Below are 26,181 nucleotides of genomic sequence, written 5' to 3' on the forward strand. Positions count from 1 at the left end.
TGGAGCGTGATGATGTTGGAACAGATAGATTTACTGGCTGGATTGAACGAACCACAGAAGCAAGCCGTAACAACGACGCAGGGGCCAGTCCTGATCCTGGCGGGACCGGGTAGCGGCAAGACACGCGTCATCACTCATCGTATTGCCTATCTCGTTCAACATGAGGAGATCCTGCCGCGACACATTCTCGCCGTGACCTTCACCAATAAAGCGGCGAAAGAGATGCGTGAGCGGCTAGAAAAGCTCGTCGGTATCAGTGCATCGAAAGAGATGATGATCGGCACCTTCCACGCCATTTGCGCCCGTGTGCTGCGGATGGAGGGTGATTCTCTTATGCCCTGGGGATTGAACCGCTCGTTTGTGATCTTCGATACCGACGATCAGGCTTCCCTGGTGAAGCAGGCGGTCAAAGAACTGAACCTTGATGAGAAGCTCTATCGGCCCTCGCTGATGCACGCACACATCTCACGCGCCAAAAACGATATGCTCAGTCCCGACCAGATGGCGGAACGGGCCGCGAAGTATAGCGAAGAGGTAGCGGCGCGCGTCTATAAAGTCTATCAAAAGCTCTTGCGCCACAATAACGGCGTTGATTTCGACGATCTCTTGATGCTTACCGAACAACTCTGGCGACACGAACCGGAGATCTTGCGGCGTTACCAGAGGCGCTGGCCCTACATCCATGTTGACGAGTTTCAGGACTGCAATTTGCCACAATATAAGCTCATCCGCCTGCTGGGATATGGCTATGGCGAGCAGCATGATGGCACGGGCAACGTTTGCGTGGTGGGCGACGACGACCAGATGATCTACACCTGGCGTGGTGCCAGTGCGGAGAACGTGGTGCGCTTCGAGCGCGATTTTCCTCGGACAAAGATCATCTTGCTGGAACAGAACTATCGCTCCACTCAGACCATTCTCGATGCGGCTCAGGGCGTTGTGCGCCAGAATCGGCAGCGCAAAGATAAGAAGCTCTGGACTGCGCTGGGCAAAGGCGAGAAGATTGTTATTCACGAAGCCTTTAATGAAGAGCAGGAGGGGCTGTATACCGCCCATGAAATCGTGCGTCTGCTGGCGCGAGGTGATATCGAGAAGCGCGGCGATGTTGCGGTGATGTATCGCACCAATGCACAATCGCGAGCGCTGGAAGAGCAATTCCTGCGGTTAAACATTCCTTATAAGGTCATCGGGAGCCGCAAGTTCTATGAGCGCAAAGAAATCAAGGACATGATCGCCTATTTGCGCCTGCTTGCCAACCCACATGACGATCTGAGCCTGCAACGCATCATCAACGTGCCGAACCGCAAGATCGGACCGAAGACCTTTGGCGAGTTGCAACAATGGGCGAACAAACAGAATGTGTCGCTCTATACCGCGCTACAACGTATTCAGGAGCATCCCACGCTGAGCAAGGCGGCCAGAAACTCACTCGAAAACTTTGGCAAATTGCTGCACGATCTTCAACAAGCAATTGAAGAGCTTCCCTTGCCAGATTTGCTGGATCGCATCGCTGAGCGCAGTGGCTATGGCCCAGAGCTGCGCGCCAATCCTGACGAAGAACTGGATCGCTGGGCCAACGTGCTGGAACTGCGCCGGGTTGCGGAAGATTATTCGGAGATTGAGACGCCGGTGGCGCTCGAACTCTTTCTGGAAAATGTCGCGCTGGTCGGAGGCGCTGACACCACGCAAAGCGGCGAAGATGGCACGCTTGTTACAGAAGAGAATAGAGATGCGGTGACGCTGATTACGCTGCACGCCGCAAAGGGGCTGGAGTTTCCGGTCGTCTTTATTGTTGGTATGGACGAGGGATCGTTGCCTCATTCGCGCTCGGTCAGCAAGCCGGAGCAGGTGGAAGAGGAGCGGCGTCTGGCTTATGTTGGTTTCACGCGAGCGATGCAGCGTTTGTATCTGGTGCGCGCTCGTCGCCGTTCTCTCTTTGGAGAGACGCAATACACGGAGCCGTCGCGCTTCCTGAGCGATATTCCACCTCATCTACGAGCCACGCCTGGAGGTGGTCAAAAAAGCACAACAAATACGCGCACAACCAGCAGTCGTCGCCCTGATTGGGATGATGATTTCAATCAAGATCCTTATGGGGAGAGTACCGGGCGCGTCTTCGGCAGCGGTGCGCCGCCAAAAAGCAGCACCTCTCGTTGGTCTTCGCCATCGTCCCGAACAGGTTCGTATTCGTCGCCAGCAGTCCCTCCCTCATCGAGAGGGATGAACCAGCCACCCGAAAGGTCGAAAGCGATGCAACAATTCAAACCTGGGGATCGCGTGCGTCACGGCACATTTGGCGATGGGTTTGTGCTGAAAAGCGAGATGGAGCAGGGCACCGAGTTTGTCGAGGTGCAGTTTCAGGGCAAGCATGGTAAGAAGCGGCTGAGCCTGGATTTCGCGAAGTTGGAAAAGCTGTAAACGTGTGAATATTGAATGAAGAGCGTAGGGGAAATCCTACGCTCTTTTTGTTGCAGTCCAGTTCAGGGTTTGGTTCCCCAGGCTGTATAGTGGAAACACTGGCCGCGATAGTCATCGGAGAGCATCTCGATACTAGCCTGAGTGTGCAACCGTTGCATCTCTTCTTCGGTGGTAACACCACTTTTTACCAGGAATGGGATCAGCAGCCTCCAGGTAGTATCACTGTGTTGCCGCCACATTTCAGCGTCAGGAGTCCATGAGGACACGTCGGGAGTGTGTGCTCTGCCTCCGATGTTTTGAAAGCCAGATTCGTGTAACAGACTGCCGAGATAGAGTGTGAGGCCGATGATGTGACCAGTACGAGAGAAGCTGCGCCCACTGATAAACAGCGCCTTTGCAAAGATGTCCCAAAACTTTTCAAGGGCAGGACTGTTGCTATTGGTGCGCTCCAATTCTGTGAGCCGAAGCGTGCCGCCTGGTCGTAGGATACGTTTGCATTCTTGTAGCAGGGGAGGCCAGCCCTTCGGAGCGAGAGAACTGAAGAGGAAGCGAGCATTGACGAGATCGAATGAGGCATCGGGAAAGTCCAGGGGTTGCAAGATGTTCATGGTTTGAAACTGGACGTTTTCAAGCCTGCGTACTTTGGCATGCGCTTTGACGTATTGCAGCAACGAATCGTTGTTGTCCACGCCTGTTACAGAGATCTCAGGATACTGGCGGGCAATATCCATTGCCCAGCCGCCGGAGCCGCAGCCCAGGTCGAGGACATCATTGATGCCGGAGAGGTCGTTGTTGCGCTCGACGAGAACTCCCCCCATCGAGCGCGTCAAAAGGGCATCTATATTGAAGAGCCACGCTATCTGGGGGTTGCTCTCTGCGATGATAAATGTGTTATCGGGCTGTTGGGCGTCTTGAGTCATGTCGGCCTCCTTGCATTATGCAAAAGGTTTTACAATGTGTGTTGGAGCGCCAGCCAGCGCTCGATCAATGGTGTAAACGTGTGTGGTGAGAAAAACTGACGGACTCGTTGGTTGCCTTGCAAATAATACTCTTCATATAACCACAAATCATGGGTGCGTATCCAGCTATAGACATTTGCTGTAATATCCAGTTCTTTCGAAGAAAGCGGTAGCTCCCGACGATATGCCTGCATCAGGCAGTGAGTTTCTCCTCCAAAGCGATCTCGCTTTTTGCGGCTGTCTTGAGCTTGCGCGCAATGCCCCACCAGAAGCAGCCCATTGTCAGCGCGAGGACAGCGGTATAGGGCAAAAGCGACCAGATCCCGCTATATTGTGCCAGCGTGCCAGCAAACCAGGGGAAGATTGCGATCCCTAGCGTACTCAGGCCAATCAGGAAGCCAATCGTGTTGGCAACCACACGAGCCGGAACCAGATTCGGCACCAGGGCGACGGTTGTGGGATAGATCGGACCGATGCTGAAACCGATCAGCCCAAAGCCCAGCGCATCCGCTGCCACACCTGGCACTGTTGTCAGGATGAGCAGGCCGAGCAGCGTGCCGCCAAGCGCGAGATACATCATACCAGAGATACTGATGTGCAGCCGTTTCGCCAGATCACTGAAAATAAAGCGCCCCAGCGTCAAACCCATCCAGTACCCGCTGACAATCCAGCCCGCGAGCAGTTCTGGCTCCTGCCGCTGCTCCAGCAGGAAGCTGTAGGCCCAGTTGCCTATGCTGGTCTCAACGCCACAGTAGACGAAGAGATAGAACGTCGCCAGCCAGACGATAGGCAGCTTGAGCGCGGCCAGCAGACTGCTTTCGGCTGATGTGGTCAGTTGTTGGGCCTTTTGTCCTTCCATTGCTTCTCCCGACTCTTCAGCGGTAATTACAGGTGGCTGGTGAAAGAAAAATATGAAGCCAACCAGCAACAGGAGCGTTACGGCGGCCCAGACAAGGAACGTCGCACTCCAATCCCATTGGGCGTTGAGCAGGAAGCTTGCCACGACAGGACCGATTAAGGCTCCAACGCCGAAGAAGGCATGGAGATAGTTCAGGTAGGAAGTATTATTCTTAGGAAGTGCGGCGATGAACATGTTCAAGCCTGCCTCGATGACGGCAACTCCAATGCCCATGAAAATGCGGGTGAGCAGCACCAGTGCGAATGGTGGCTTGATGAACAGGATCAGGTTGCCAGCGAGAAAAGCAGCAGTGCCAAGAATGAGATACCAGCGCAACCCTAACTTCTGAGTGAGAAAGCCGCTACAGAGCGCGGATAGAAAATATCCGGTGGCGCTGGCGAAAAACAGCAGGCCCACCACCGATTTGTTAATGCGATAGAAATCGCTCAAGCCTGGCAGCAGGACGCCCCAGGCACCTGAGAGCAGACCGACGAGCAGCAGACCAAAAAACGCCATCCCGATCTGGAGGCGTAGTAGAGATTGTTTCTGTGTACCCACGTTGTTTCCCTTGTTGCTCTTTACTCAGGCCAGGCAGCATGTACCAGAGCAGGAAGTACGATGCCTGCGCGACCGTTGATATGGTAGAGAGGAGGAGCTTCCAGCGGTTTCACATCCAGATTGAGAATGACAACGGTTGCGCCAAAGCGTTGAGCAACGCGTGCAAGCGAGGCGGCAGGCTCGACAGTGCCAGATGTGCCTATTGCGAAAAATACGTCAGCATGTACTGCTGCTTCGACCGCCGTTTGAAATGCCTGTGCGGGAAGGGACTCCCCAAACCAGACAACATCGGGACGCAACATGCCACCGCAACGCGGACAGCGTGGCGGAACTTCCTCGCTCTCTTCCCGGTTCTCCACCACCACATTCTCATCAAAACATTTTGTACGCCTGATATTCCCATGCAGTTCTATAACGCGCTGGCTTCCGGCCTGTTGATGCAGGCTATCGACGTTTTGCGTGACCAACATAAACTCAGGAATATGCTGCTCGATTGTCACCAGCGCTCGATGACCTGCATTTGGCGTCGCCTGAGATACCAGTTCGCGCCTCCACGCATACCATTCCCAGACCAGACGCGGATTGCGCCGAAACGCCTGGGGTGTGGCGAGATCTTCAGGCCGATATTTCTCCCAGAGGCCCGTCATGGGATCGCGAAACGTGGGCAGACCACTCTCTGCCGAGATGCCTGCGCCCGTCAACACTGTGACGCGTTGTGCCGTTCGCAAGGTTTTCACCAACTCTGGTGGAACTATCTGGGAAAAAGCATTGTGCATGTCCATGATCAACTCCGTCCGAACTTCGTCTGAGCGTTCGTATCCATGCTGAACTCTATTGTACCCCGATGGGATGCGGCTCTTCAATATCGCTATGTGATGATAGGTATGCCAGCAATCGAAATATGATAAATTCAAAAATATAAATGTATTATGTCTTGTGCAGCTTATAATGTATAATTTTATTGGAGATTGTCATAGGTATTTTGTCTATAAATTTCACTTAATTGGACATTTACTTGATATTTTTTGCTTTGTCTAATATACTTCCTAATGTTGATGTGATAATCGTATCTTGCACGTCAACTTCATGGAGCTTCTTCGGCTCTTCTCATCAGAGTAAAGAGGACTGGCTAGGTTAGGTCGTGGATGTTTTGTCGCTGATGGATGATCAAGCACACATGCTTTTCCACGCTCACTACTCAGACTCTCCAGGAAAAGGCTTTGGACATATATTCTATATTGTGACACAAAAAATAGGCTTTTTTAAATAGGTGATGTAGGGTTGTTTATGTTGAGTATCAGGCTCACTTCTTAGAAGGAAAGCTGTTGTATGACCACTGAAAGTAGTCCGTACGAGTTGAAGGATGTGGATATATCCGGTCCGACCCAATCTTTGAAAACTATCGTTGTAGCGCGTGAACAAAAAAATATACAGAAGTGGATAGGGAAGAAAGAGCAAGCAACTGCACAGAACGATTACTCCGATGCGTATGACCTGAGCATTGTGGTGCCAACGCGCAATGAACGAGAGAACGTCTGCCCTTTATTAGAAGCGCTTCACACTGCTTTGGATGACCTGTCTGTGGAGGTCATTTTTGTTGATGATAGTGATGATGATACCCCAGCGATAATCAATGCCGCCGCATCCGCTTTGAACTCATCTCTGTTTCATATTCATTTGGAGCATCGTTTACCGGGCAAGGCTCGTGCAGGTGGATTGGCAACCGCCGTTGTCTATGGGCTGAATATCGCCCAGGCTCACTATGTCGCGGTGATCGATGCTGATCTCCAGCATCCTCCCGAACAGCTCCGAAAGTTTTATGAGCAGGCGGGCGCTCATAATGTTGACCTGGCATTAGCAAGTCGCTATATCCCAGGTGGCAGCTATCGGGGCCTGGATGGGACGGGACGCCGCCTGATTTCGATTGGTATGAAATGGGTTGCGCGGCTGCTCTTTCCTGAACGCCTGTGGCGTATTTCTGATCCGCTGGGCGGCTTTTTTCTCTTGCGCCGCTCACTGTTATCCGGTGCCTCACTGCGTCCCGTTGGTTATAAAATTCTGCTAGAGATCCTGTTGCGTTGTCAGTGGCGGGATGCGCTTGAGATACCATATCATTTTCGGGCGCGTATACACGGACGCAGCAAGGCCGACATGAGCCAGGGCCTTATGGCTCTGCAACACATGTTGCGGCTGTGGATTGAGATACCATCGGCGGGGCGTATCTGGAAGATCGGCCTGTTGATACTTTTAAGTCTGTTCGTGATGCTGTTCTCGTTTGCCGTCCAGACACTTGTTTCGTCTCTCTGGGGCTATCTCGTTCTTATTGTTTTTGCTGCAATAGCTGCCCCGATATTCTTGCTCTTGAATCGCTTCGTCTTTCCCTCACAGGGTAAGGTCGTGCCTGTTCAGCGTTCTGTCGAGCTGGAACCAGTAGATGAAAAAACGGTATTGCTCCCCATTCGCACCACTCCAAACGAGGAGATTTCAGACCGGAGAGTCGAGATTGCGGAGGCGGCGACCGCCTCGCTGCAAACGATCGAAATATCAGAAGCTACAACTACGCTGATGCGAGCTATGGGGACTTCGGACCAGAGCGAGGCTCCTACTATCGTGCATCCATCTGTAAAGCTCAGCCAGATCGCGACCAGAAAATTGAGCACTGTCATACTTCCTAAGAAAAAGCAGGACTGTGTACTGCCTCGGAAGCAGAAGCCAACGAAAAAACTGGAAGCGGTTGTTGCGGTGGTGACGGTGGCGCTCGCTGTTGCCTGGATTTCCTATACCCTCCCCGGCGCGTTGCTGGTCGTTGCCGCCCTGTGCATCGGTGCTGCGATTGTTTTCACGAAAGATGTGCGGCGCGATCATATGGTGACGATGCTGCTGGCGATTGCGGTTGGCGTATCCAGCGTAGACTATTTGAGCTGGCGTTTTGCTGTGACGAACTGGCAGGGCTGGTGGATGTCGGTCCCGCTGCTACTGGCCGAGACGCTGGGAGCGATTCATGCACTTGGCTTTCAAATTACCATCTGGCCCTGGCCGACCGCAAAAATTGGGAACGGCGATGATCCAACGCGTCACCCGGTTTTCATCTTCATTCCAACTGTGAATGAGGGGGCTGCGATCATCAGATCAACGTTGGAAGGAGTCATTGCAGCCCGCGATACCTATCTGGCGCGCTATCCTCATGGAGAGGTCACAATTGTTGTCTGCAATGATGGTCGGGTAGCAAATGCGCAGAACTGGGAAGAGATAGACATGCTGGCAAAAGAACTGGGCGTGTGTTGCGTGACGCGAACAGTGGGTGGTGGCGCAAAAGCTGGCAATATCGAGAATGCACGTCAACAACTCGGCGCAACTGGCGATACCTTCCTGGTGATTTTTGATGCCGATCAGATCGCGCGGCCCGATTTCTTGCTCAAAACGATTCCCCCATTTCGCGATTCGCGCATGGGCTGGGTGCAGACTGGACAATATTATGGCAACCTTGACAATCCTGTCTCGCGCTGGGCGGATGACCAGCAATCCATGTTTTATAACTTGTTGTGTCCGGGCAAGGCGGCGCTCAATGCTGCATTCATTTGTGGGACAAACGTTGTGATTCGGGCCGCAGCGCTCGATGAGATTGGTGGTCTGCCGCAGGATTCGGTGACTGAAGATTTTGCTGCTTCGATTGCTTTGCATCCTACATGGCGCAGCATCTATCTCACGGATGTTCTCGCCGTTGGCCTGGGACCGCTCGATATGCCATCATATCTGAAGCAACAGAGCCGTTGGGCAATCGGAACGCTCAGCGTGTTTCGTACGCACTGGCGCGAAATCTTGCTCCCCAGGAAAAACGGTTTGAAGATGGCACAACGGCTCCAGTACTTCCTGGCCTGCACATACTATCTCTGCGGTCTGCGCGATTTGATCTACCTCATCAGCCCGCTGCTCTTCATCTTTACTGGTGTCCCTGCTGTGCACGGCTCGACGCTGGAGGCTTTTCTCTCGCATTTCGTTCCCTATTGTGTGCTGAGCTTCACGGCGCTGTGGTATGCCTCGCGCGGTATTACAGGATTGCGCGGCATTATTATTGGCTTCGGTTGCTTTCCCGCTTTGCTTGAGAGCCTGCTTACCGTCATTTTGAAGCGCAAGGTTGGTTTTGCTGTCACAGCGAAGAGGCGCGACGGCAAGCGCTCGTTCGGCTACCTGACCGTCTATTGCTTCTGCTTCCTACTGTGTATCGCCTGCTTGCTCTGGGCAACGCAGGTGAAAGGTCATGAACAGACATCGCTTTTTATTAGCGTCTTGTGGGTGGTTTATTCGATGGTGATGCTGGGGAGCTTTCTCTGGCTCAATTATCTGGATATTCGCTTTAATATCGCCGCGCAAAAGGTTGGGGCAATCAGCGAGAGCGTTGCCTATCAGCTCTATCCGGCGAAGCTGTTGACGCGCAAACGTGGGCTGAACCCTGTCTGGAACCTGGGGCTGGCAGCGCTGGTTGCCTACCCTGTTTTGATGCACGGCTCGCTCACGATGCTTTTTGCAATGCCCTCCGCGCCGTTTGTGATCGGGCAGGAGCGACAGACCGCCCCTTACTTCGGCATTTCGCTGCCTGTGCAACTCTTGAAAAATTGGCCGCCAGTATTGGAGCACGACCTGCATACCCACTTTACCATCGTGGGGCGCACGCAGGATATTCACGATCAGTTTGACACGGCCTGGGCTAACGAGCTAGCGGCAGAGCATGCTCGTCCCTGGATCACGCTACAGTTTGGCGTCTTTGGTCAGAAACAGAAGCCGCCGCTCGATGCCAATTTGCCGGCGATTATCAATGGGTTGCACGATCAGGAGATTAGAGCGTGGGCCGAAGCGATCCGCAGCTATGGCCTGCCTGTCTATCTCACGATTTTGCAGCATGCCGATCGCAACTGGTCGCTGTCATCTGGTGTTGCCAATGGTGGTATCCCGCAGGATGTCCCGGCGGCCTGGCTGCATATGCAATCCATTTTCCGCGAGGAGGGCGCGAATAACGTTGCCTGGGTCTGGGCCGCAGCCGATCCTCTCCACGATCAGCCATATGCGCCTCCTCCATCGACTATTGATGCTGTACTGCAAAGCTTTATTAATTATCCCGGCACGCAATGGGGCGACTCCGATCTGGTATTGCACAATCTGGCGATGCGCTATCCGGGGAAGCCAGTCATTGTGGAGGCCAGCGCGAATGGTCCGGCTGCGCAAAAGGCCGCGTGGCTGATCAAACTGGGGCAGACGGTGAATAACTATCCGCAGGTGCATGCTCTGCTCTATCACGAGGGCGGACCGGCACTCAATGCCACGAAAGCGCAAATTACAAGCTGGTCTCTCGCCTCTGATCCCGCATCCATCAATGCGATGCGTGAGGTAGTGAGCAATTTGCGATAAAGAATGTGCTGACACATTGAGGCGAGCCTGATCCGAATATGGCAGGGGCGACGGCTTGTCCTCGCCCGGCTTCCCAGCCGTCGCCCCTGCCATATTCGGCCTTCCCGGAGGAGTGCGTAGATGCGCCAATTATATACATGTATTAAGGAAAATATATGCAAATACCTTCAAAGCCGCCGCTGGTGGCAACAAAAAAAATCACGCTCAAACGTTCCCTGATCAACGTTACCTTGTCTCGCTGGTCGCTGCCCTTGATTCTGGCGTTTCAGGCTATGCTGGCCTGGACGCTATTGCAGAATACCGCCTTTCAAGACGAGGGGCTGTATATCTACGCCGGGCGGCAGATCTTACAAAACTGGTTCTGGCATCAGCCCCTCTATGATCGCTATAGCTACTATTTTTCGGGGTATCCCTATGTCTATCCGATTATAGCCGGGGCAATCGACATGTGGGGCGGGCTTGAGGTCACGCGGCTCTTTAGCTTGTTTTGTATGCTGATTGTCACCTCCTGTGGCTACTATGTCACCAACAGGCTGTTCAACCAGAAAAGCGCTGTTTTTGCGGCTCTCTTCTTTGTCTGTCAGGGACCAGTCCTGTTTTTGAGTCGTCTCGCGACCTATGATCCTCTGTGCCTCTGTCTCTTAGCGTTGGGAACGGCTCTGGCAGTTCGAGTCAGTCTGGTGCGGCGACCCTGGCTGGCTCTGTGCCTGGGACCAATTCTGGTGCTGGCATTTGGAGCGAAATATGCGGCACTGCTCTTTATACCCTGTGTTCTCGCCACGCTTGTCCTCTCAACCCTGCTCAAAGGGGGATGGATCGCTATGCTGGTGCGAACGGGTATGGCGCTCTTCTCGCTGGCTGTGGCGGGAACGCTGGCATCTCTGGGCGTGATCCATTTCGATCCTAATATGCTCCATGCGCTTGCGGCCACCACGACGAACCGCCTTGTCATCCAGGCATACTCGCGCGCTGGTTTATTAGAACATGTCGTACAGATGGCCGGTCTAGCGTATGCCATTGGGCTTGTAGCCCTGGTCTTTGCGCGAAAAAAGCAGGCGTTGATCGTTCTGCTGTTTTTGGGAGCATCGCTGCTTGTGCCTGCTTATCACATTTACAAAGCGGAGTTGATCTCGCTGGATAAGCACCTGGGATTTAGCATGTTCTTTATGATGCCTGCTGCGGGCTATGCTCTGGCGTCGCTCTCCGGGTTTCGTCGCGTCACCTCGCCCGGGCGCTACTGGCTCTCCGGCGTGGCGATCTGTCTGGTGCTGTTCATGATCGGGACGCGGGAGGCATTGGATATGTATGCGATCTGGCCCCCAACCGATCAGCTGGCCTATGTGTTTAATACGCAGGTGCGCCCCGGTGGTGGTCACTATCTGGCAGAACAGTTCGAGTCGTCGCGCTACAACTTGCGCAACGATACCTATACGTGGCAGTGGACTGGCCTCGATTTTTTTGAGTATAAAGATAAGCAAGGACGCTACTATGCAGGCAACGACGCGTATGTGAAGGCTGTTGATGATGGCTATTTCGACCTGATTCAGTTGAACTATGGCTATAATCTTCAGACCTCGCTCTTGATCGCTAAAGCCATTGGGCAGAGCAAGAAATACGATCTCATCGAGAAGATACCCTACCGCGACTATTACGGGACTGGCTTCTACTGGATATGGCGCAAACGTTGATCAGTGTGGCAAAAAGATCAGATTGAACAGGAACAGGACGCCAAAGATGTAGACCAGGGGATGGACTTTGCCTCCCTGCCCGGTCACAAGCTTGAGTATGGGGAAGAAGATGAAGCCCAGAGCAATCCCGGTGGCGATACTGGATGTCAGCGGCATGCTCAAGATCACCAGGAAGGCTGGAAACGCTTCGTCGAACTGATCCCAGTTGATATAACGCACGTTACTTGCCATCAATGCGCCAACAATAATCAGCGCCGGACCCGTGATAGCTGCCTCGCTTGCGATCGCGCTGATGATGGGATAGAAAAAAGCGGAGATGGTAAAAAGAATGGCAACCACGAGTGCTGTCAGGCCGGTGCGCCCTCCTACTGCGACGCCGGCGGTTGATTCAATGTAGGCCGAAGTTGGACTGGTGCCGAAGATGGAGCCAATGAGCGTGGCAAGCGAATCTGCCAGGAGTGCTTGTTCGGCTCTTGGCAGTTTACCGTCTTCCATCAGTCCCGCTTGCTCTGCAACTCCCAGCACGGTGCCAGTCGTGTCGAATAAGGTCACGAGCAGAAATGAGAAAATTGCCGCGTACAGCCCGTAATGGATGATATCGCCGATAGCCGTGACCGGGTTGTAGACGACTAGCCCGACTGGTAACGTTGGCAGAGAGATAACACCCTTCAATGTAAATTGTCCAGCGAGCAGAGCCAGGATGCCCGTAATCAGCATGCCGATAAAGAGTGCGCCGTAGACGCGCCGTGCCATCAAGATTGTTGTGATCACTAAACCTGCAAGCGTTAAAAGTGCCGTTGGAGTGAGCAAATTTCCCAGCGCAACCAGATTGTCGGATTGGCTTTGCACAAGGCCGGTGAGCCGTAAACCGATGAAGGCGATAAAGAAGCCGATCCCGGCAGCGATGGCATGTCTCAAATTGATGGGGATAGCCTCGATAAGTTTCGTACGAAGCGGAGTCAGTGAGAGCAGGACGAAAAGGATGGCGGCGAGAAAAACAGCTGAGAATGCAACCTGATAAGTTATTTTTTGTGCTTGCACGACGGAGTACGTGAAGTAGGCATTCAGGCCCATTCCAGGTGCAATTGCAATAGGATAGTTGGCAAAAAGGGCCATAATTAGCGTGCCGATGACCGTTGCAATGATTGTAGCCGTAAATGCCTGGGCGAACGGAACTTTTGCCGCCGAAAGCACCAGCGGATTTACCACCATGATATAGGCCATAGTGAGGAAGGTTGTCACACCCGCAATACATTCGGTTTTTCGGGACGGCTTATATCCTTTGACTGTGAACACGCTGACCCTCTCCCTGATTGCTGCAATGATACTCTGATCAAAAGCCTGATATTTTCTCTTTTCGCTTGATGGTGTTTCAACTATATGCACGCTTTTTTCTTGTCGGTGGTTACAAGAAGGACTGAGAGCCAGGAGATATGATGCCTTTGTTGTGGTTATTGCTTTATTTCTTGAGTGTTCTCTGAACATTATTTAAAATTCTACGTAGCATACTTCTTCTTATTTTCATTGACAAAAACAATATTTTTCTGTTAAGCTTATCGTTGTGTCAACTGACTGAATTTGGTTGCTGTAAAGATACTAATTCGTGTTACCCAATCAGGCGAATAGATGAATGACCTCATGATAGCTGCAAACAACATTGAAGTTCCTCATAGATCGACAGCCGTTTCGCCGCCTGGCCGAAAACATCTGTCGAAGTAAGCAAGAGTTTGATAATCTGCGAGTAATAGCGTTATTTTTAGTAGAGTTTTGCACGGTGTCGCGTATAGCAAAAAACTGTAGCAAGGAAGTGGGTTGTAACCACTTTAGGTGCTTGCGCGAGAACTATAATATAGAGATAGAATCTGCTATGTACATTCATATGCAGTCATTTGCACACTTTTGCCATCTCTCCGGTGAGGGGCAGTGAAGGAGTCTGTATGCAAGAAGCGATACAGGAAGCAGCACCCAATTCGGGAAAAATAGCGCTTCGTTATGGTCTTATCTTTGGTCTTAGTCTGGCGGCAGTTGAAACTGTCATTCTGATTGTCAATTCGTCCATCAATAATGCCAGCGCAAACTCTGGCAGTACAGCGGCCAATGCCGCTCTTGGAGGTGCGCTGATTCTCAGTGGCATTGGCTTCTTGTTGGGGCTGGCCGCGTATTTTGTGGCTGGGATTATGGCCGCGAAAAAGACGGGGAAAGTTGCGACGGGGACGCTGGCCGGCTTATGGACAGGATTGTTTTACGGCGTGATTGGCTTTATTGTCAGCATGGTAATCTTTTTTACCATCACATTGCCCAGAATTGAGGCTCTCACGTCAACATCGGCCAATTATGATGCATTCAGGGCCGGGTTGATTGGTGGAGGTGTTGGCTTCGCTGTCTTTGGTATTGCTCTGGCTGTGGGAATTGGCTCGGGTATGGGCGCGCTGGGTGGATTGATCGGTAAGAATTCATCGAGGGTCGCTCCTGCGCAGACGATGTATCCACCTTATCCGCCGCAGCCCTATCCTGATCCGGCACAGCCTTACAATGCTCAGGGGCAGCCTTATCCCACGCCGCCGTCCTATCCAGGCCAGCCCTATCCAGGCCAACCAGTGCCTCAGCCTCCGTATCCGCCGCAGCCACCATATGCGAATCAACCGTATCCACCATCGTATCCATATCCTCCCGAAGGGAGCCAGCCGGCACCGCCCGACCAACCGTACCATCCGTATTAACCCTTTCCTAAACAAGAGAAAAGCGCTCTTTATCGCATTTGTGATAAAGAGCGCTTTTCTTGAAATTTTATAACAAAAAAGATTTGTTATTTCTCACTGTGTTCCGGGTGTCCACCTGTCATCAGGATACCTAGCTGCTCCTCGGTGGCATCAGGCCCGACGATATCGACGATGTTCCCCTCGTACATCACGGCGATGCGGTCTGAGAGCGAGCGGATCTCGTCCAGTTCGGCGGAGATCAGCAGCACGGCTTTGCCTGCGTCGCGCTGTTCGATGAGGCGGCGATGGATAAACTCGATAGCGCCGATATCGACGCCGCGCGTGGGTTGAGATGCCACCAGCGCCTCTGGATTGCAGGCCAGCTCGCGTGCAATAATCACTTTTTGCTGGTTGCCGCCTGAGAGCGCCCTGACAGGCACCTCAATTGATGGTGTGCGTACATCAAAGTCAGTGACCAGTCGTTTTGCCCAACTACTGATTTTATTGAGCAACAGCACCACCTGGCTCCACGAGAACTCGGGCCAGCGCTGGCGACCAAGTATGCTGTTGTCTTCAATCGATTCGGGTAGCACCAGCCCACTGCCGCGCCGATCTTCTGGGATGTGTGCCAGTCCCATTTTGCGCTTCTCACGCGCACTCAATCCAGTGATATCGGTGTTTACTTCCTGTTTGCCATCCCTGACCTTTGCAATGGTGATGGTGCCGCTGGTGAGATGACGCATGCCAGTTACAGCTTCGACCAGTTCTGTTTGCCCATTGCCCTCAACGCCAGCGATGCCCAGGATCTCGCCCGCATGTACATCGAAGCTCGCCCCATGCAATACTTCCAGGCCCAGGTCCGAGTCTGCATGCACGTTTTCGACGTGTAGCACGACCGGGCCGGGTTCGGCAGGCTTTTTGTTGACGCGTAGTAGTACCTCGCGGCCAACCATTAGGCGTGCAATCTCTTTCTGGTTTGTCTCGCGTGTGACCAGCGTGCCAGCATTTTTCCCGCGCCTCAGCACTGTGATGTTATCGGTGAGGTCCAGCACTTCACGCAATTTATGCGTGATGAAGATCACGGTTTTGCCCTGCGCAACTAGGCCGCGAATGACGCCGAAGAGTTCGTAGGTTTCCTGGGGCGTCAGCACTCCGGTTGGTTCGTCCATGATGAGGATATCGGCCCCGCGCGCGAGTACCTTCAGGATCTCGACGCGCTGCTGCAAGCCAACGGAGAGATCTTCGATGCGCGCATCGGGATCGATGGGTAGGCCGTATTGTTCGCTCAAGGCGCGAATATCGGTTCGCGCCTTTTTCAGATTGAGTCCTCCACCCAGGCCGCCCGGCTCGCGTCCCAGAATAATATTTTCTGCCACCGTGAGCGGTGGGATCAGCATAAAGTGCTGGTGGACCATACCAATGCCGAGGTGCATGGCATCGCGCGGTCCACCAATATGGGCTGGTTGTCCATTAATCAGGATCTCGCCGCTATCGGGATGGATCAGCCCATAGAGAATGTTCATCAGGGTTGATTTGCCTGCTCCATTCTCGCCAACCAGCGCGTGAATCTCGCCCTTGCGTACCTGCAAGTTCACATGGTCGTTGGCGATGACGCCGGGCCAGGCCTTACAGATCTCGCGCATCTCAACGGCAAACGGCGAGGATCGCTCCTCAACCGGCCTGACAAGTGTACTTTCCTGCATCGTGTTCTCTCTCCTCTCTCTGCTCAAACACCCTTTGCATGCTCATGTATAGTGTAGATAGGATGAGTTGCTTCGCGGCTACGTTTCTGTCTGCTTTGCTCGGTAGGTTTGCAACAACAATTACTCGGTGCCCGGCTCATACGGGACGCCATCGGCTGCCGGAGCAACCGTCCTACCGACCAGCCCGACCAGGGCAACTAGTGTCAGAAGATATGGCAGGGTACTCAAGAGGTTGGGATCGATGCCGCTATCTTGCAGGCGACCGCTGAGTGCCTCACCCAGACCGAAGATCAGGCAGGCTCCAGCGGCACCCAATGGAATATATTTGCCGAAGACGACCGCTGCCAGGGCAATAAAGCCAGCACCCGCCGTCATGTTCGAGTTGAAGATACCAGCAATCCCGAGCGAGAGAAAGGAGCCAGCCAGCCCGGAGAGGACGCCACTGGCAATCACACAGGCATAGCGAACCGCGCGCACATTGACTCCCGCCGTATCAGCCGCCTGTGGGTGTTCGCCGACCGCACGGATACGCAGGCCAATATTGGTGCGGAAGAGCAGCAATTGAATCCCGATAAGAATCAGGACGGCCAGATAAAAGATGACGTTTTGTTGAAAAAGGACCGGACCGATAAAAGGGATGCTTGAGAGCGGCCCCAGTGCAACATTAGGCAGGCGCAAGTTGTTGGAGAGCGATGGCACACCCTGTCCGGAGGTTTGAATGAAGAGCAGGTAGTTGGTCAGGCCCAGTGCCGCAATGTTGATGGCGACTCCGCTGACGATCTGATCCGCTTTGAAATTGATGGAGACGACGGCATGGACGAGGGCGATAAGCGCTCCGGCGATAAGCGCTCCCAGGATGCCCAGCGTGACGCTATTAGTGGCTTTGGCCGTCATGACGGCTGCATATGCCCCGACCAGCATCATACCTTCCATCGCGATATTAGTAACGCCGCTCCGTTCGGAGAGAACGCCTCCAAGAGCAGGTAACAGTAACAAGGCCGCGAATTGAAGGGTAGCTGCCCACAAATCGCTGGAGGACAGTACCCGCAGTAACACTTGAAAAAACACGATTAGCCCTCCTCGATCCGATCAGAACGACGCTCATGAGCGGTTGTTTCTTCCTCTGTAGCATTGGCTGCCAGCATGTTATCGGACGTATCGATATGCTCATTGTTGGTGTTTTCCACAACCTCGCCATTGGTGGGTGGCAGCGTCGCAACAGTTGCACCAGTAATGTTAGGAACCAGGCTGGGACGACGGCCATTCGCGGTCCATCGGGAAAACGAGCGCTGGATGGCAGGCAAGAACTCTGCTGCGATACTGAAGAGCACCAGGGCTTGCAGGATATAGACGAGATCACCAGGGATATTGGCGGCCAACTGCATATTGTTGCCACCCTGACGTAGCCCTCCAAAGAGCAGGGAGGCCAGCAATACGCCGATAGAGGTTGTGCGTCCCAGCAAAGAGACACCGATGGCGTCGAAGCCAGTAGGATCGATGCTAAAGGTTGAGCCAATCAACTGGTAGGGAGGCTGCCCCATAAGGTGGAGCGAGCCAGCCAGCCCCGAGAGCGCACCAGCAATCGCCATTGCGAAAAACAAGTTGCGCTTCGTCGAAATGCCCGCATATCTTGCTGCTTTCGGATTTTGCCCGATGACGCGCAGTTCGTAGCCAAAGGTGGTGCGCGAGGTGATGAACCAGTAGACAACGAGTGCCAACAGCGCGAGGAGCAGGCTCACATCGGTCAGATAGCTCTGAGGGTTCTCGATCTGCGGGAGAAACGTACCCAGTGTTTGGTTATAAACAACGGCTAGAGGGGGAAGCTGTGCTTGCGGAGGAAGCGAGGGGGTCTGCGTTGCCTGATTAGGCGCTTTAAATGGCACATCGATGAGATAATCGGTGACATAGAAAGCGATCCAGTTGAGCATAATCGTAGTCACGACCTCATGCGCCCCTCGCCATGCTTTGAGAATGCCCACGATGCCACCCCAGATGGCTCCAGCGATCATGCTGCCGATAATCATGAATGGAACGAGCAGCACGCCGGGCAGATGAGAGAACGTGAAGGCGATAATACCGGCAGTCATAGCACCAACTGCAAGTTGTCCTTCTGCTCCAATATTGAAGAGTCCAGCACGATAGGCGATGGAGACCGATAGGCCGGTGAGGATCAGCGGACCGACCTTGACCAGCGTATAGGACAGGCTGTAAGGATCACCAAAGGAGCCGACAAATAGTGATTGATAGGCGTTGATGACCGTTGCAAGGCGATCTCCACTTGGAGACGTGATGAAAATAACGATGCTGCCCGCAATGATCGCCAGAACAACGGCAAAGAGCGGGCGAGCGAGCGAGGCCCCAAGATTACGAAGCCAGGCTAAGATTTTTGTGGTAGGAGCAGGAGTGCTATGTTCAACTGTCCTGCTTGGCACTGGTGGCACGGCCATTGAGCTTCCTCCTGAGCAGGAGGCGGCGATAAGAAGCCGCCATTTTTCGACAAGACGTGATATTCCTATCATAGCAGAAACATAGGAGCACAGCAATGAGCGGAGTGAGCGGATTGTAGTGGGGATGTAATCAATTATGGCGAGCCAAATCTGTTTTTGGAATGCTCAATACAATGTATCTGGAGATACTAATAATTAACGCCAGTTGGCAATCTCTTATGGTACTATATAGCAAGGCAGGTCATAAATAGAAATGCCACCAAAGGTCAGGCAACTGAAAGCAGCGCTCACCAAAGCAGGATTTTCTTCCCGGCCAGGGAAAGGCAGTCATACAGTATGGGAACATCCATTTCTACCTAGAGTCAAAATTACATTAGCTGGCAAAGATGGAGATGATGCCCGGCATTATCTTGTTGACGAGGTGCAGAAAGCATTAGACCAATTGGAAAGGAAGGGAAGATGAATCAGAGACATTATTCGATGATCATCCAGTGGGATAGTCGAGATAACATTTTTGTGGTAAGAGTCCCTGAGTTGCCTGGATGTGTGACACACGGCGATACTTACGAAGAGGCCGTCAAACAGGGCCAGGATGCCATTGAAAGTTGGATTATGGCAGCTATTGCAGATAATGAGCCGGTCCCGCAGCCAAATGTTGCCGCATAATAGCTAGCGAAATGTAAAGAGCATAGAAGCAATAAATTTTGCCTCTATGCTCTTTTTGCGTAACCAGTAACGATTACACAGTCTGCGCTTTGAACGATGTGATCTTCACTGTGACGTCGCTCGGCACCTGGGCGCGAACGCCGCACTGGCCGGTTGGCAGCGAGCTATTGGTTGCGCTCGCCATCCAGCCGCTCGGCTCACTTGAACCCGTTTTCCAGACGTTGGCTGAGAGCGTCGTACCCACTGCGCGGAAGTGGATAGTATACGATGTGTTGGTCGAGGCCGCGAAGGAGACCGATTTGAGTGTGGTCGTGGTGCCGTTCACTTTGGATTGGAGAACCAGGTTGGTCCCATTAATATAAGCTTTGTACCAATTATTGGTATCTTTCCAGCGCAAAGCTGCACCAAGGTTGGCATTGTTGAAGCTGCTGATCGTGCCGCTCAAGACGACTTCGGAATCTCCGGCGGAAGCTCCCAATACAGCATTATAGGCGGTATTGCCGTTGATGGAGAAGACACCGGTATTGGTGGCATCGCTGCCCCATTTTTGTCCATCGGAGGCGGTTCCCCAACCAGTTTGATTGCCGCGCTGGAAGGTATCCTGCCCTATGATGGTGCCGCCAGGGGTCGTGGGAACCGTCGCGGTTGGCGTGGTGCCGCCGCTGGTGCTGGCGCGACCGAGACCATATCGGGTTGAAGTGGCGACAGGTACACCGTTCGAGAAATCAACCTCAAGGAATTTGCGGCTATCGAACAATGCTGGCAAATTGATAACGCTTTGGCGTGTGGATGTATCGATTACATCGCCAGAGTCGCCCACGAAGACATAATGCCCATCCAGGCTATGCAAAATCCAGCCCTCTTTCTGGCAGTCGAAGCTACAATTGGCCTCGTTGCCGGCCATGGAGCGTAGTTGGATGTCGGCCACCTGCTTTGGCGCGGTTGTGGGTAGACCGCTCACATCGAAGACGTGAACATAGCTGTTGCCGCTATCGATAACATAGACCTCTTTCTCGTTGGGCGAGAGCGAGATGCCGTGAGCAGGCACCGCCGCTGAAGAGGTGAAGCCACTGATGGGAACGCTATAGAGCCGCTGGCCGGTTGTGATATCGCTTACCTCGAAGCCCAGATAACCTGAAGCGGTCGTGAAGGCAAGCGTCTCTTTCTCATTAATGGTAAAGGGCCGAACGCCAGCCTGAACGCCGCGCGTCAGTGATCGTGGGCAAGCTGACGTACTTTAGCTGCGTGAAACCATTGTCCATGTTATAGATATATAAACCACCATCAGGGACTATATAGAGGTAGTGCTGTGTCCCGGCAGCACTGACCATCATTTTGCCAAGAAAAAAACGGGTATCGACATAACGAGCACCAGGAATAATGCCACATAGGTTTTCCTGGAACTTCTCAAAAGAGACATGAAGCTTTTTACCCCCTGCATAGAAATTTATAGCCGTTGTATGGATGTTCCATGCATGCACATATTTAAACTCATTGCAGATTATTTAGTAACTGTAGAAGTAAGTTTGAAGATAATCTGGCTAACAGAGCATAACTGGCTAATGAGGCATTTCTACAAGTCAGCCTGTTGTGGACACCTGTTGAGGCGAGTGATATACTCTGGATAACGAGAATTACGACATTTTATACTGTACCTGTTGCAGCCACACGAACTCACACAACCATGCAAACACAACCCGAAGATCAACCGCTGGAAACGCCATCTCTCTTGCATAGAAATCGCGATCTGGCCGTGCTTTATGATATTGCCGGTTATTTGAATCGCATTGTCGATGTACATGAGGCGCTACAAGGAGTGCTGGTACGCGTCACCGATTTGTTGGGATTGCGTACGGGCTGGGTCTGGTTGCTTGACGAAAGGCACCATCCCTATCTGGCTGCTGCCCTGGCTCTGCCGCCTTATCTGGCCGACCATCCAGAGCGCATGGCTGGCTCTTGCGTCTGCCTGGATACGTTTTTGAGCGGTGATTCGTCTGGAGCATACAATATCGACGTGTTGCGTTGTAGCCGCCTGAAAAATGCCGAACGTGATAGTGATCCCTCCGCGCTGGGCCTGCGCTTTCATGCCAGCATTCCGATTTATGCCGGTACGACTCCGATTGGCGTCTTCAATGTCGCCAGCGAGGATTGGCGCGAGTTGCAGGCGGAGGAGCTACAACTGTTGCATATTATTGCGGATCAGATCGGACTGGCAATTCAGCGCGCGCGCCTCTCAGCAGAGCATACGCGCGCCGCGACCCGGCTTGCCACGACAGAGGAGCGCAATCGACTGGCGCGCGAGATTCACGATACGCTGGCTCAGGGATTGGCGGCGATTACCTTGCAGCTTGAGACGGCTGACGCCCTCGCCCAGCAGCGCCCACAGCGAGCGCAGGAGGCGATTCAGCGCGCATTGAGCCTGGCACGCAATAATCTGGATGAGGCCCGGCGCTCAGTAATGGATCTGCGTGCGGCTCCTTTGCAAGAGCATACTTTGCCAGAAGCGCTGGCCGAACTGGTGGCGAGTGGTCCCGCTGATTATCAGCCATCGGAAACGAAGAGCAAGCAGCCGCGTGTGCAATTTACCTGTTCTCAGGCCACGACTATTCCGGTGTTACCAGCACAGCTTGAAGTTGGCCTCTATCGCATTGCACAGGAAGCACTTACCAATGCCTATCGATACGCTGACGCTCAACACATCGAGGTCACGCTGACGTTTGCTGAGGAGCAGGTCTGTCTCACGGTGCAGGATGATGGAAAAGGATTTGACCCGGAGAGCGTCGTCACGTCAGGGGGCGCGGGACATTTTGGGCTGACCGGGATGAGCGAGCGTGTCCGACTCTTACATGGCACGATTTGTATTCAAAGTGAACCAGGGGCGGGAACATGTATCGATGTCGCTGTCCCCTTCTCAGGGAAAGAAAGGCATGTGGATTATGGTACGCATTGTGCTTGCCGACGATCATCCAATTGTACGCGAGGGCCTGCGAGCGGTGCTGGAGACGCAACCTGATTTTGAGGTGATTGCTGAATGTGCCAGCGGCGATGAAGTGTTGCGCAAAGTGGCTGAGCTGCAACCGGACGTTATTTTGCTTGATCTGGAAATGCCCGTCATGGATGGCGTTGAGGCGATACGCCATTTGCGCCGCCTCCCGCATCCGCCGCGTATCATCGTATTTACAGCATTTGATAACGACGAACGTATTATCTATGCGATTCAGGCCGGGGCAAACGGCTATCTGCTGAAAGGGGCACCGCGCGATGAGATCTTTCATGCCATTCGCCTGACAATGGAGGGTGGCTCTTTGCTCCAGCCAGTTGTAGCCTCCAAGCTTTTGCGGCATGTTGGTGGTCGTCCACCTGTCGGCGAAGCGGGTTCTCGTCAAACCGGGCAGATGGCGCATATCGAGGAATTGACGGAACGTGAGCTAGAAGTGTTGCGCTTGCTTGCTCAGGGCATGCCGAATAAAGAGATTGCGGCCCATCTGGTGATCAGTGAGCGTACGGCCAAATTTCATGTTAGTTCAATTATGAGCAAACTGGGTGCCACTAATCGCACGGAAGCAGTAGCTCTAGCGGCGCAACATGGTTTGATTACCTTGCGTGCATAATCTGTATAGCGGCAATTCCTCGCGATTGTCGCTAGAAAATGTGCTTTGTTAGATGAATTGCGGCTAGCCATAAGGAATGGTCGCACCATGCGAATGAAGCTTGCTTGTATCTCTATTTCCCCCTTAAGAAAGCTCCCCTTCTTGCCTCGGCCTGGCTTGAGTAGTGTAACGAAGCTATCACAGCCATAAGACATTCAGGCTACTTTTCATATGGAACAGCCTGAAAACGAAACAGTCTGATATACAATAGCATATGTAATAAGTGCAGATCTGAATGTACTTTTTCAGTCCGGGTAAGCGTTGAGATGCTTGAAGAGTCATGCTCGCGCTTTGACGCATATCATATTTCTGGGGAATGATCACAATGGCTTTTACACGCATGGTTGCGGCCTTCTATGTATTTTTACTGATAGGTGTTCTTGCGCTGGCAGGGATTGCAGGAGTTGCCTGGTTTGGTCCTGCGTTGGGACATGGGACAAACGTCATGCATACCAGTGGCAAGGTTGTTGCAGTCGGTCCTGGCAAGAATTTTGTGCTACTGGAAACGAAGACCGGAACGAAGAAAGCTTTTACATGCGGCACTGACTGTCGAGCGTCGGCGCGACATTTGCAGCGACATCTCAAGGAAGGAGCCAACACTGATGTCTATTATGTGCTGGGGGCGAATCAGGTGTTGGTTGCAAAGGATGCAGATTAGTAAATCTCTCATCATGAAAACGTGTTATTGGATGGGGCAGTGGGTCTCAAGGAACACGTGAATGGATAGCCCCCTCATGACTCTCCCTGAAAGGTGACAGGCAAATTTATGGTAGGAAGGTGCGTAGGTCGGATATGAGTAGCCAGGATAAAGCGGTAGTCCCTGCACAAGATCACAAGCTGTCGATGGACCGTGCAGATATTGTCGTTGTTGGCAATGGAATTGCGGGCCTGACGGCCGCGATAGAGGCACGCCGCCTTGCTCCTGAGAAGCGCATTGTGATTGTCACGGAGCAAGTACACCCTACTATTAATACCCCCGCGTTGAAGCAGTTTGCAGTAGCCAAGCTAGAGCGTGAACAATTGTTGGCATATCCCGCGGGAACCGAGCGCCGAGAGCGTATCCACGTGGTCAATGCTCGAGTTGAGGCAATTCATGCCAACAGTAAATATGTGACATTGAGTGGGAAACGCGCTTTTGGCTATGGCTCACTTTTGCTTGCCACCGGCGGCAACCCTATGGGGATCGATGAAAAAGTGCCGGGACGCAATTTTGATGGCGTTCTGACGTTGCATCGTCTGCACGATTACCTTGATTTGCGGCGGCGTTTGCCCGAAGTTAGCGAAGTCGTCGTGGTTGGTGGAGGAGTGCATGCCATTGAGACGGTGATGGGCCTGCTCTATTGGGGCATTCGCACGCACTGGTTGATTCGCAGCTCCATTATGAAGGGGATGCTGGATGATGCGGCGGCTGATATGGTGCTAGAAAGCGTGCGCAAGGCCGGGGCCATCGTACATAGCGGGACCGAGGTGGCCGGTGTTGTTGGGCGGATAGGTTCTATTGCCGGCGTTATCACCAATCATCAAGAATTAATCCCCTGTCAGTTGCTCTTGACCTGTACAGGAACAACGGCTGTGACCGGTTTGGCGACGCAGTGTAGCGCGTCAATGAAGCATGATAAGAAGGGCATATATGTGGATGACCAGTTGAGGACCAGTGTGCGCGATGTGTATGCCGCTGGCGATGTTGCCTCGCTCAAGAATCCACAGACCGGGAAGTATGAGCCGCGCGCCGTCTGGTATGCAGCGGTTTCGCAGGGAAGAATAGCGGGCGCAATGCTGGCCGGCTACGACCAACTGGGGCTGCAACCATTTGGCGTCCCCTGGCATGCCACCCACGTTGGCGAACTATCTATGCTGACGGTTGGTAGCCCCTTGCTCGAAGGCAACGAGGTGATGACGCTGACCGATAAGAGCCAGGGCAATTATCGCCGTCTGTCGATTGTTGATGATCGCCTGGTGGGATATCTGGCGCTCGGCAACGGCACCCAGCCCGATAGCCTGGCGATCAAGCGGATCATTGATGAAAAACGCTCCATACGGCACGTGACGAAAGCGCTGCTGAAGGGCGATTTTGATGCGCGCCAGTATCTATCGCAGATGGGATCCCGTGCTGCTCAAGGCATTATTACAACGGGGAAATTGCCTGATCCGCACGTGCCTCTGCCTGATCCGGTCTCGCTGCTGCCTTTGCCCGAACCAACGCAAGCATTGCAGCCAACTCCAGCTGTCGAATCAATGCCCGGCATTGCAGCTCTTCCGGCAGCTTCGGCATCGAAGAGCAGGCAGATCGAGGCTCCACGAAGCAGCAGGCGCGAGATGCCAGAGACGGAGCCGTTGAAACGGCCAGAGAAGACAGTAAGGCGTGAAGAGCAGGAGATGATCTGGGAGGAGGAAGTCAGCGCCTTTAGCGGGAATCTTCCGCGCATTTCGTCTGAAGAGGTCAGAGCTTACAAGAGCAGAGCAGCATCGCCCCAGCCAGAAGAACGTTTCACCGAAGAAATTAGCCCCTTTACTGGCAATTTGCCTGTGCTGAACAGTACAGATGATGAATTCGACCCCTTTACAGAGAATCGAGCGAGGTCTCGTCCCCGCGCTCTGGCGCGAGAGGTTGAGTCTACCTTGATACCTGTTCCCTCTTCGGATTGGGAGCCGCAAGGTCGGCAGAGCAGTTCCTATAAGGAACAAAAGTCATCACAACAGCGAGGTGAAACGCAGGAGCAAGTCCCGTCGCAATCTTCGCGAGGACTTTTGTCGTATGCTCGTAAGGAAAACATCAAGAGAGTGGAGAGGAGGCGCTAGATGGTCAAAGTGAACCCTGTGCTTTTACATAAAACCGGATCGCAGGTTCGCCAGGAGATTCGTGCCTGCATTGGCTGTAGCGAATGCATCCAGGCATGTCCCGCAGTGGCCGAACCGATAACGATAGATATGTTGAATCGAGAGACCGTGTCGGGTGAAATTTCGGGGCCGGTCGCTCGTTTCGCGCGTTCGTGCTACCAGTGTGGCGCGTGCGTTCCTCCCTGCCCGGTGGGATTACATCGCGAGGCGATGATGATGTGGCTCAAAGTACGCCTGTTGAGCACTGAATGAGA

21 protein-coding genes are annotated in these 26,181 nt (G+C 53.2%); 11 read left to right on the forward strand and 10 right to left on the reverse strand.

The features are described 5' to 3' along the window. Positions 1 to 9 precede the first annotated feature (9 nt). A complete protein-coding gene (locus K3T83_RS20385; protein ID WP_220204783.1) occupies positions 10 to 2,418 on the forward strand; it encodes an ATP-dependent helicase in 2,409 nt (802 codons plus the stop codon). 62 nt (positions 2,419 to 2,480) lie between these two features. Here the strand turns inward: K3T83_RS20385 and K3T83_RS20390 are convergent, their stop codons facing one another. From K3T83_RS20390 to K3T83_RS20405, 4 genes are read right to left on the reverse strand one after another with little or no spacing between them, the layout of a single operon-like run. Next, positions 2,481 to 3,338: a class I SAM-dependent methyltransferase gene (locus K3T83_RS20390; protein WP_220204784.1), complete on the reverse strand. Its 858-nt coding sequence runs from the start codon at positions 3,336 to 3,338 to the stop codon at positions 2,481 to 2,483. Between the two features lie 29 nt (positions 3,339 to 3,367). Then, positions 3,368 to 3,571, reverse strand: a complete 204-nt coding sequence (locus tag K3T83_RS20395) for a hypothetical protein (RefSeq protein ID WP_220204785.1) — start codon at positions 3,569 to 3,571, stop codon at positions 3,368 to 3,370. Next, positions 3,571 to 4,833, reverse strand: coding sequence for an MFS transporter (locus K3T83_RS20400; RefSeq protein ID WP_220204786.1), 1,263 nt, complete (start codon positions 4,831 to 4,833; stop codon positions 3,571 to 3,573). The genes K3T83_RS20395 and K3T83_RS20400 overlap by 1 nt, the downstream gene beginning before the upstream one ends. 20 nt (positions 4,834 to 4,853) lie before the next feature. After that, positions 4,854 to 5,615 carry an SIR2 family NAD-dependent protein deacylase gene (locus K3T83_RS20405; protein WP_236064942.1) on the reverse strand — a complete coding sequence of 254 codons (762 nt, stop codon included), beginning with the start codon at positions 5,613 to 5,615 and terminating at the stop codon, positions 4,854 to 4,856. Positions 5,616 to 6,162: 547 nt separating this feature from the next. Here K3T83_RS20405 and K3T83_RS20410 point away from each other — a divergent pair. Further along, a complete protein-coding gene (locus tag K3T83_RS20410; protein WP_220204787.1) occupies positions 6,163 to 10,236 on the forward strand; it encodes a glycosyltransferase in 4,074 nt (1,357 codons plus the stop codon). Between the two features lie 155 nt (positions 10,237 to 10,391). Continuing rightward, entirely contained in the window at positions 10,392 to 11,924 is a 1,533-nt protein-coding gene (locus tag K3T83_RS20415; protein WP_220204788.1) for a glycosyltransferase family 39 protein, read from the forward strand. Here K3T83_RS20415 and K3T83_RS20420 read toward each other — a convergent pair whose 3' ends face one another. Next, the gene (locus K3T83_RS20420) at positions 11,925 to 13,220 is read right to left on the reverse strand and encodes an NCS2 family permease (protein ID WP_220204789.1); all 1,296 of its coding nucleotides are present in this window, start codon (positions 13,218 to 13,220) and stop codon (positions 11,925 to 11,927) included. Positions 13,221 to 13,861: 641 nt separating this feature from the next. On the opposite strand from K3T83_RS20420, the gene K3T83_RS20425 reads away from it, so the two are divergent. Then, positions 13,862 to 14,644, forward strand: a complete 783-nt coding sequence (locus K3T83_RS20425; RefSeq protein ID WP_220204790.1) for a hypothetical protein — start codon at positions 13,862 to 13,864, stop codon at positions 14,642 to 14,644. Positions 14,645 to 14,730: 86 nt separating this feature from the next. Here K3T83_RS20425 and K3T83_RS20430 read toward each other — a convergent pair whose 3' ends face one another. The 3 genes from K3T83_RS20430 to K3T83_RS20440 form a co-directional block, all read right to left on the reverse strand. Then, a complete protein-coding gene (locus tag K3T83_RS20430) occupies positions 14,731 to 16,326 on the reverse strand; it encodes an ABC transporter ATP-binding protein (RefSeq protein WP_220204791.1) in 1,596 nt (531 codons plus the stop codon). A gap of 120 nt (positions 16,327 to 16,446) precedes the next feature. Continuing rightward, positions 16,447 to 17,394: an ABC transporter permease gene (locus K3T83_RS20435; protein WP_236064943.1), complete on the reverse strand. Its 948-nt coding sequence runs from the start codon at positions 17,392 to 17,394 to the stop codon at positions 16,447 to 16,449. Between the two features lie 2 nt (positions 17,395 to 17,396). After that, complete coding sequence (locus tag K3T83_RS20440; RefSeq protein ID WP_220204792.1) at positions 17,397 to 18,773, reverse strand: ABC transporter permease; 1,377 nt, start codon at positions 18,771 to 18,773, stop codon at positions 17,397 to 17,399. Positions 18,774 to 19,026: 253 nt separating this feature from the next. On the opposite strand from K3T83_RS20440, the gene K3T83_RS57935 reads away from it, so the two are divergent. Then, positions 19,027 to 19,236, forward strand: coding sequence for a type II toxin-antitoxin system HicA family toxin (locus tag K3T83_RS57935; RefSeq protein ID WP_220204793.1), 210 nt, complete (start codon positions 19,027 to 19,029; stop codon positions 19,234 to 19,236). Then, on the forward strand, positions 19,233 to 19,439 hold the full coding sequence (locus K3T83_RS20450) for a type II toxin-antitoxin system HicB family antitoxin (protein ID WP_220204794.1): 207 nt from the start codon (positions 19,233 to 19,235) through the stop codon (positions 19,437 to 19,439). The genes K3T83_RS57935 and K3T83_RS20450 overlap by 4 nt, the downstream gene beginning before the upstream one ends. 73 nt (positions 19,440 to 19,512) lie before the next feature. Here the strand turns inward: K3T83_RS20450 and K3T83_RS20455 are convergent, their stop codons facing one another. Both K3T83_RS20455 and K3T83_RS20460 read right to left on the reverse strand, forming a co-directional pair. Then, on the reverse strand, positions 19,513 to 20,487 hold the full coding sequence (locus K3T83_RS20455) for a YncE family protein (protein ID WP_220204795.1): 975 nt from the start codon (positions 20,485 to 20,487) through the stop codon (positions 19,513 to 19,515). 121 nt (positions 20,488 to 20,608) lie between these two features. Beyond that, on the reverse strand, positions 20,609 to 20,920 hold the full coding sequence (locus K3T83_RS20460) for a hypothetical protein (RefSeq protein WP_220204796.1): 312 nt from the start codon (positions 20,918 to 20,920) through the stop codon (positions 20,609 to 20,611). A 203-nt stretch (positions 20,921 to 21,123) separates the two neighbouring features. Here K3T83_RS20460 and K3T83_RS20465 point away from each other — a divergent pair, with 203 nt between their 5' ends. From K3T83_RS20465 to K3T83_RS20485, 5 genes are all read left to right on the forward strand, one after another. Then, positions 21,124 to 22,452 (forward strand): GAF domain-containing sensor histidine kinase, encoded by a 1,329-nt coding sequence (locus K3T83_RS20465; protein ID WP_220204797.1) that lies wholly within the window; start codon positions 21,124 to 21,126, stop codon positions 22,450 to 22,452. Continuing rightward, the gene (locus K3T83_RS20470) at positions 22,367 to 23,050 is read left to right on the forward strand and encodes a response regulator (RefSeq protein WP_220204798.1); all 684 of its coding nucleotides are present in this window, start codon (positions 22,367 to 22,369) and stop codon (positions 23,048 to 23,050) included. Before K3T83_RS20465 ends, K3T83_RS20470 begins: the two co-directional genes overlap by 86 nt. A gap of 364 nt (positions 23,051 to 23,414) precedes the next feature. Continuing rightward, entirely contained in the window at positions 23,415 to 23,747 is a 333-nt protein-coding gene (locus K3T83_RS20475) for a hypothetical protein (RefSeq protein ID WP_220204799.1), read from the forward strand. Positions 23,748 to 23,881: 134 nt separating this feature from the next. Continuing rightward, positions 23,882 to 25,888, forward strand: a complete 2,007-nt coding sequence (locus K3T83_RS20480) for an NAD(P)/FAD-dependent oxidoreductase (RefSeq protein WP_220204800.1) — start codon at positions 23,882 to 23,884, stop codon at positions 25,886 to 25,888. Beyond that, positions 25,889 to 26,179: a 4Fe-4S dicluster domain-containing protein gene (locus K3T83_RS20485; protein WP_220204801.1), complete on the forward strand. Its 291-nt coding sequence runs from the start codon at positions 25,889 to 25,891 to the stop codon at positions 26,177 to 26,179. Positions 26,180 to 26,181: the final 2 nt, after the last annotated feature.

The sequence above is a fragment of the Reticulibacter mediterranei genome (genome assembly GCF_016587455.1).

Excerpts from the sequence above, each read along its gene's own strand:
- K3T83_RS20395 (WP_220204785.1), bottom strand. The coding sequence starts at position 3,571 with ATGCAGGCATATCGTCGGGAGCTACCGCTTTCTTCGAAAGAACTGGAT.
- K3T83_RS20440 (WP_220204792.1), bottom strand. The coding sequence starts at position 18,773 with ATGGCCGTGCCACCAGTGCCAAGCAGGACAGTTGAACATAGCACTCCT.
- K3T83_RS20385 (WP_220204783.1), top strand. The coding sequence starts at position 10 with ATGATGTTGGAACAGATAGATTTACTGGCTGGATTGAACGAACCACAG.
- K3T83_RS20390 (WP_220204784.1), bottom strand. The coding sequence starts at position 3,338 with ATGACTCAAGACGCCCAACAGCCCGATAACACATTTATCATCGCAGAG.
- K3T83_RS20415 (WP_220204788.1), top strand. The coding sequence starts at position 10,392 with ATGCAAATACCTTCAAAGCCGCCGCTGGTGGCAACAAAAAAAATCACG.
- K3T83_RS20465 (WP_220204797.1), top strand. The coding sequence starts at position 21,124 with ATGCAAACACAACCCGAAGATCAACCGCTGGAAACGCCATCTCTCTTG.
- K3T83_RS20475 (WP_220204799.1), top strand. The coding sequence starts at position 23,415 with ATGGCTTTTACACGCATGGTTGCGGCCTTCTATGTATTTTTACTGATA.
- K3T83_RS20470 (WP_220204798.1), top strand. The coding sequence starts at position 22,367 with ATGTGGATTATGGTACGCATTGTGCTTGCCGACGATCATCCAATTGTA.
- K3T83_RS20405 (WP_236064942.1), bottom strand. The coding sequence starts at position 5,615 with ATGGACATGCACAATGCTTTTTCCCAGATAGTTCCACCAGAGTTGGTG.
- K3T83_RS57935 (WP_220204793.1), top strand. The coding sequence starts at position 19,027 with ATGCCACCAAAGGTCAGGCAACTGAAAGCAGCGCTCACCAAAGCAGGA.
- K3T83_RS20485 (WP_220204801.1), top strand. The coding sequence starts at position 25,889 with ATGGTCAAAGTGAACCCTGTGCTTTTACATAAAACCGGATCGCAGGTT.
- K3T83_RS20410 (WP_220204787.1), top strand. The coding sequence starts at position 6,163 with ATGACCACTGAAAGTAGTCCGTACGAGTTGAAGGATGTGGATATATCC.
- K3T83_RS20430 (WP_220204791.1), bottom strand. The coding sequence starts at position 16,326 with ATGCAGGAAAGTACACTTGTCAGGCCGGTTGAGGAGCGATCCTCGCCG.
- K3T83_RS20480 (WP_220204800.1), top strand. The coding sequence starts at position 23,882 with ATGAGTAGCCAGGATAAAGCGGTAGTCCCTGCACAAGATCACAAGCTG.
- K3T83_RS20425 (WP_220204790.1), top strand. The coding sequence starts at position 13,862 with ATGCAAGAAGCGATACAGGAAGCAGCACCCAATTCGGGAAAAATAGCG.
- K3T83_RS20450 (WP_220204794.1), top strand. The coding sequence starts at position 19,233 with ATGAATCAGAGACATTATTCGATGATCATCCAGTGGGATAGTCGAGAT.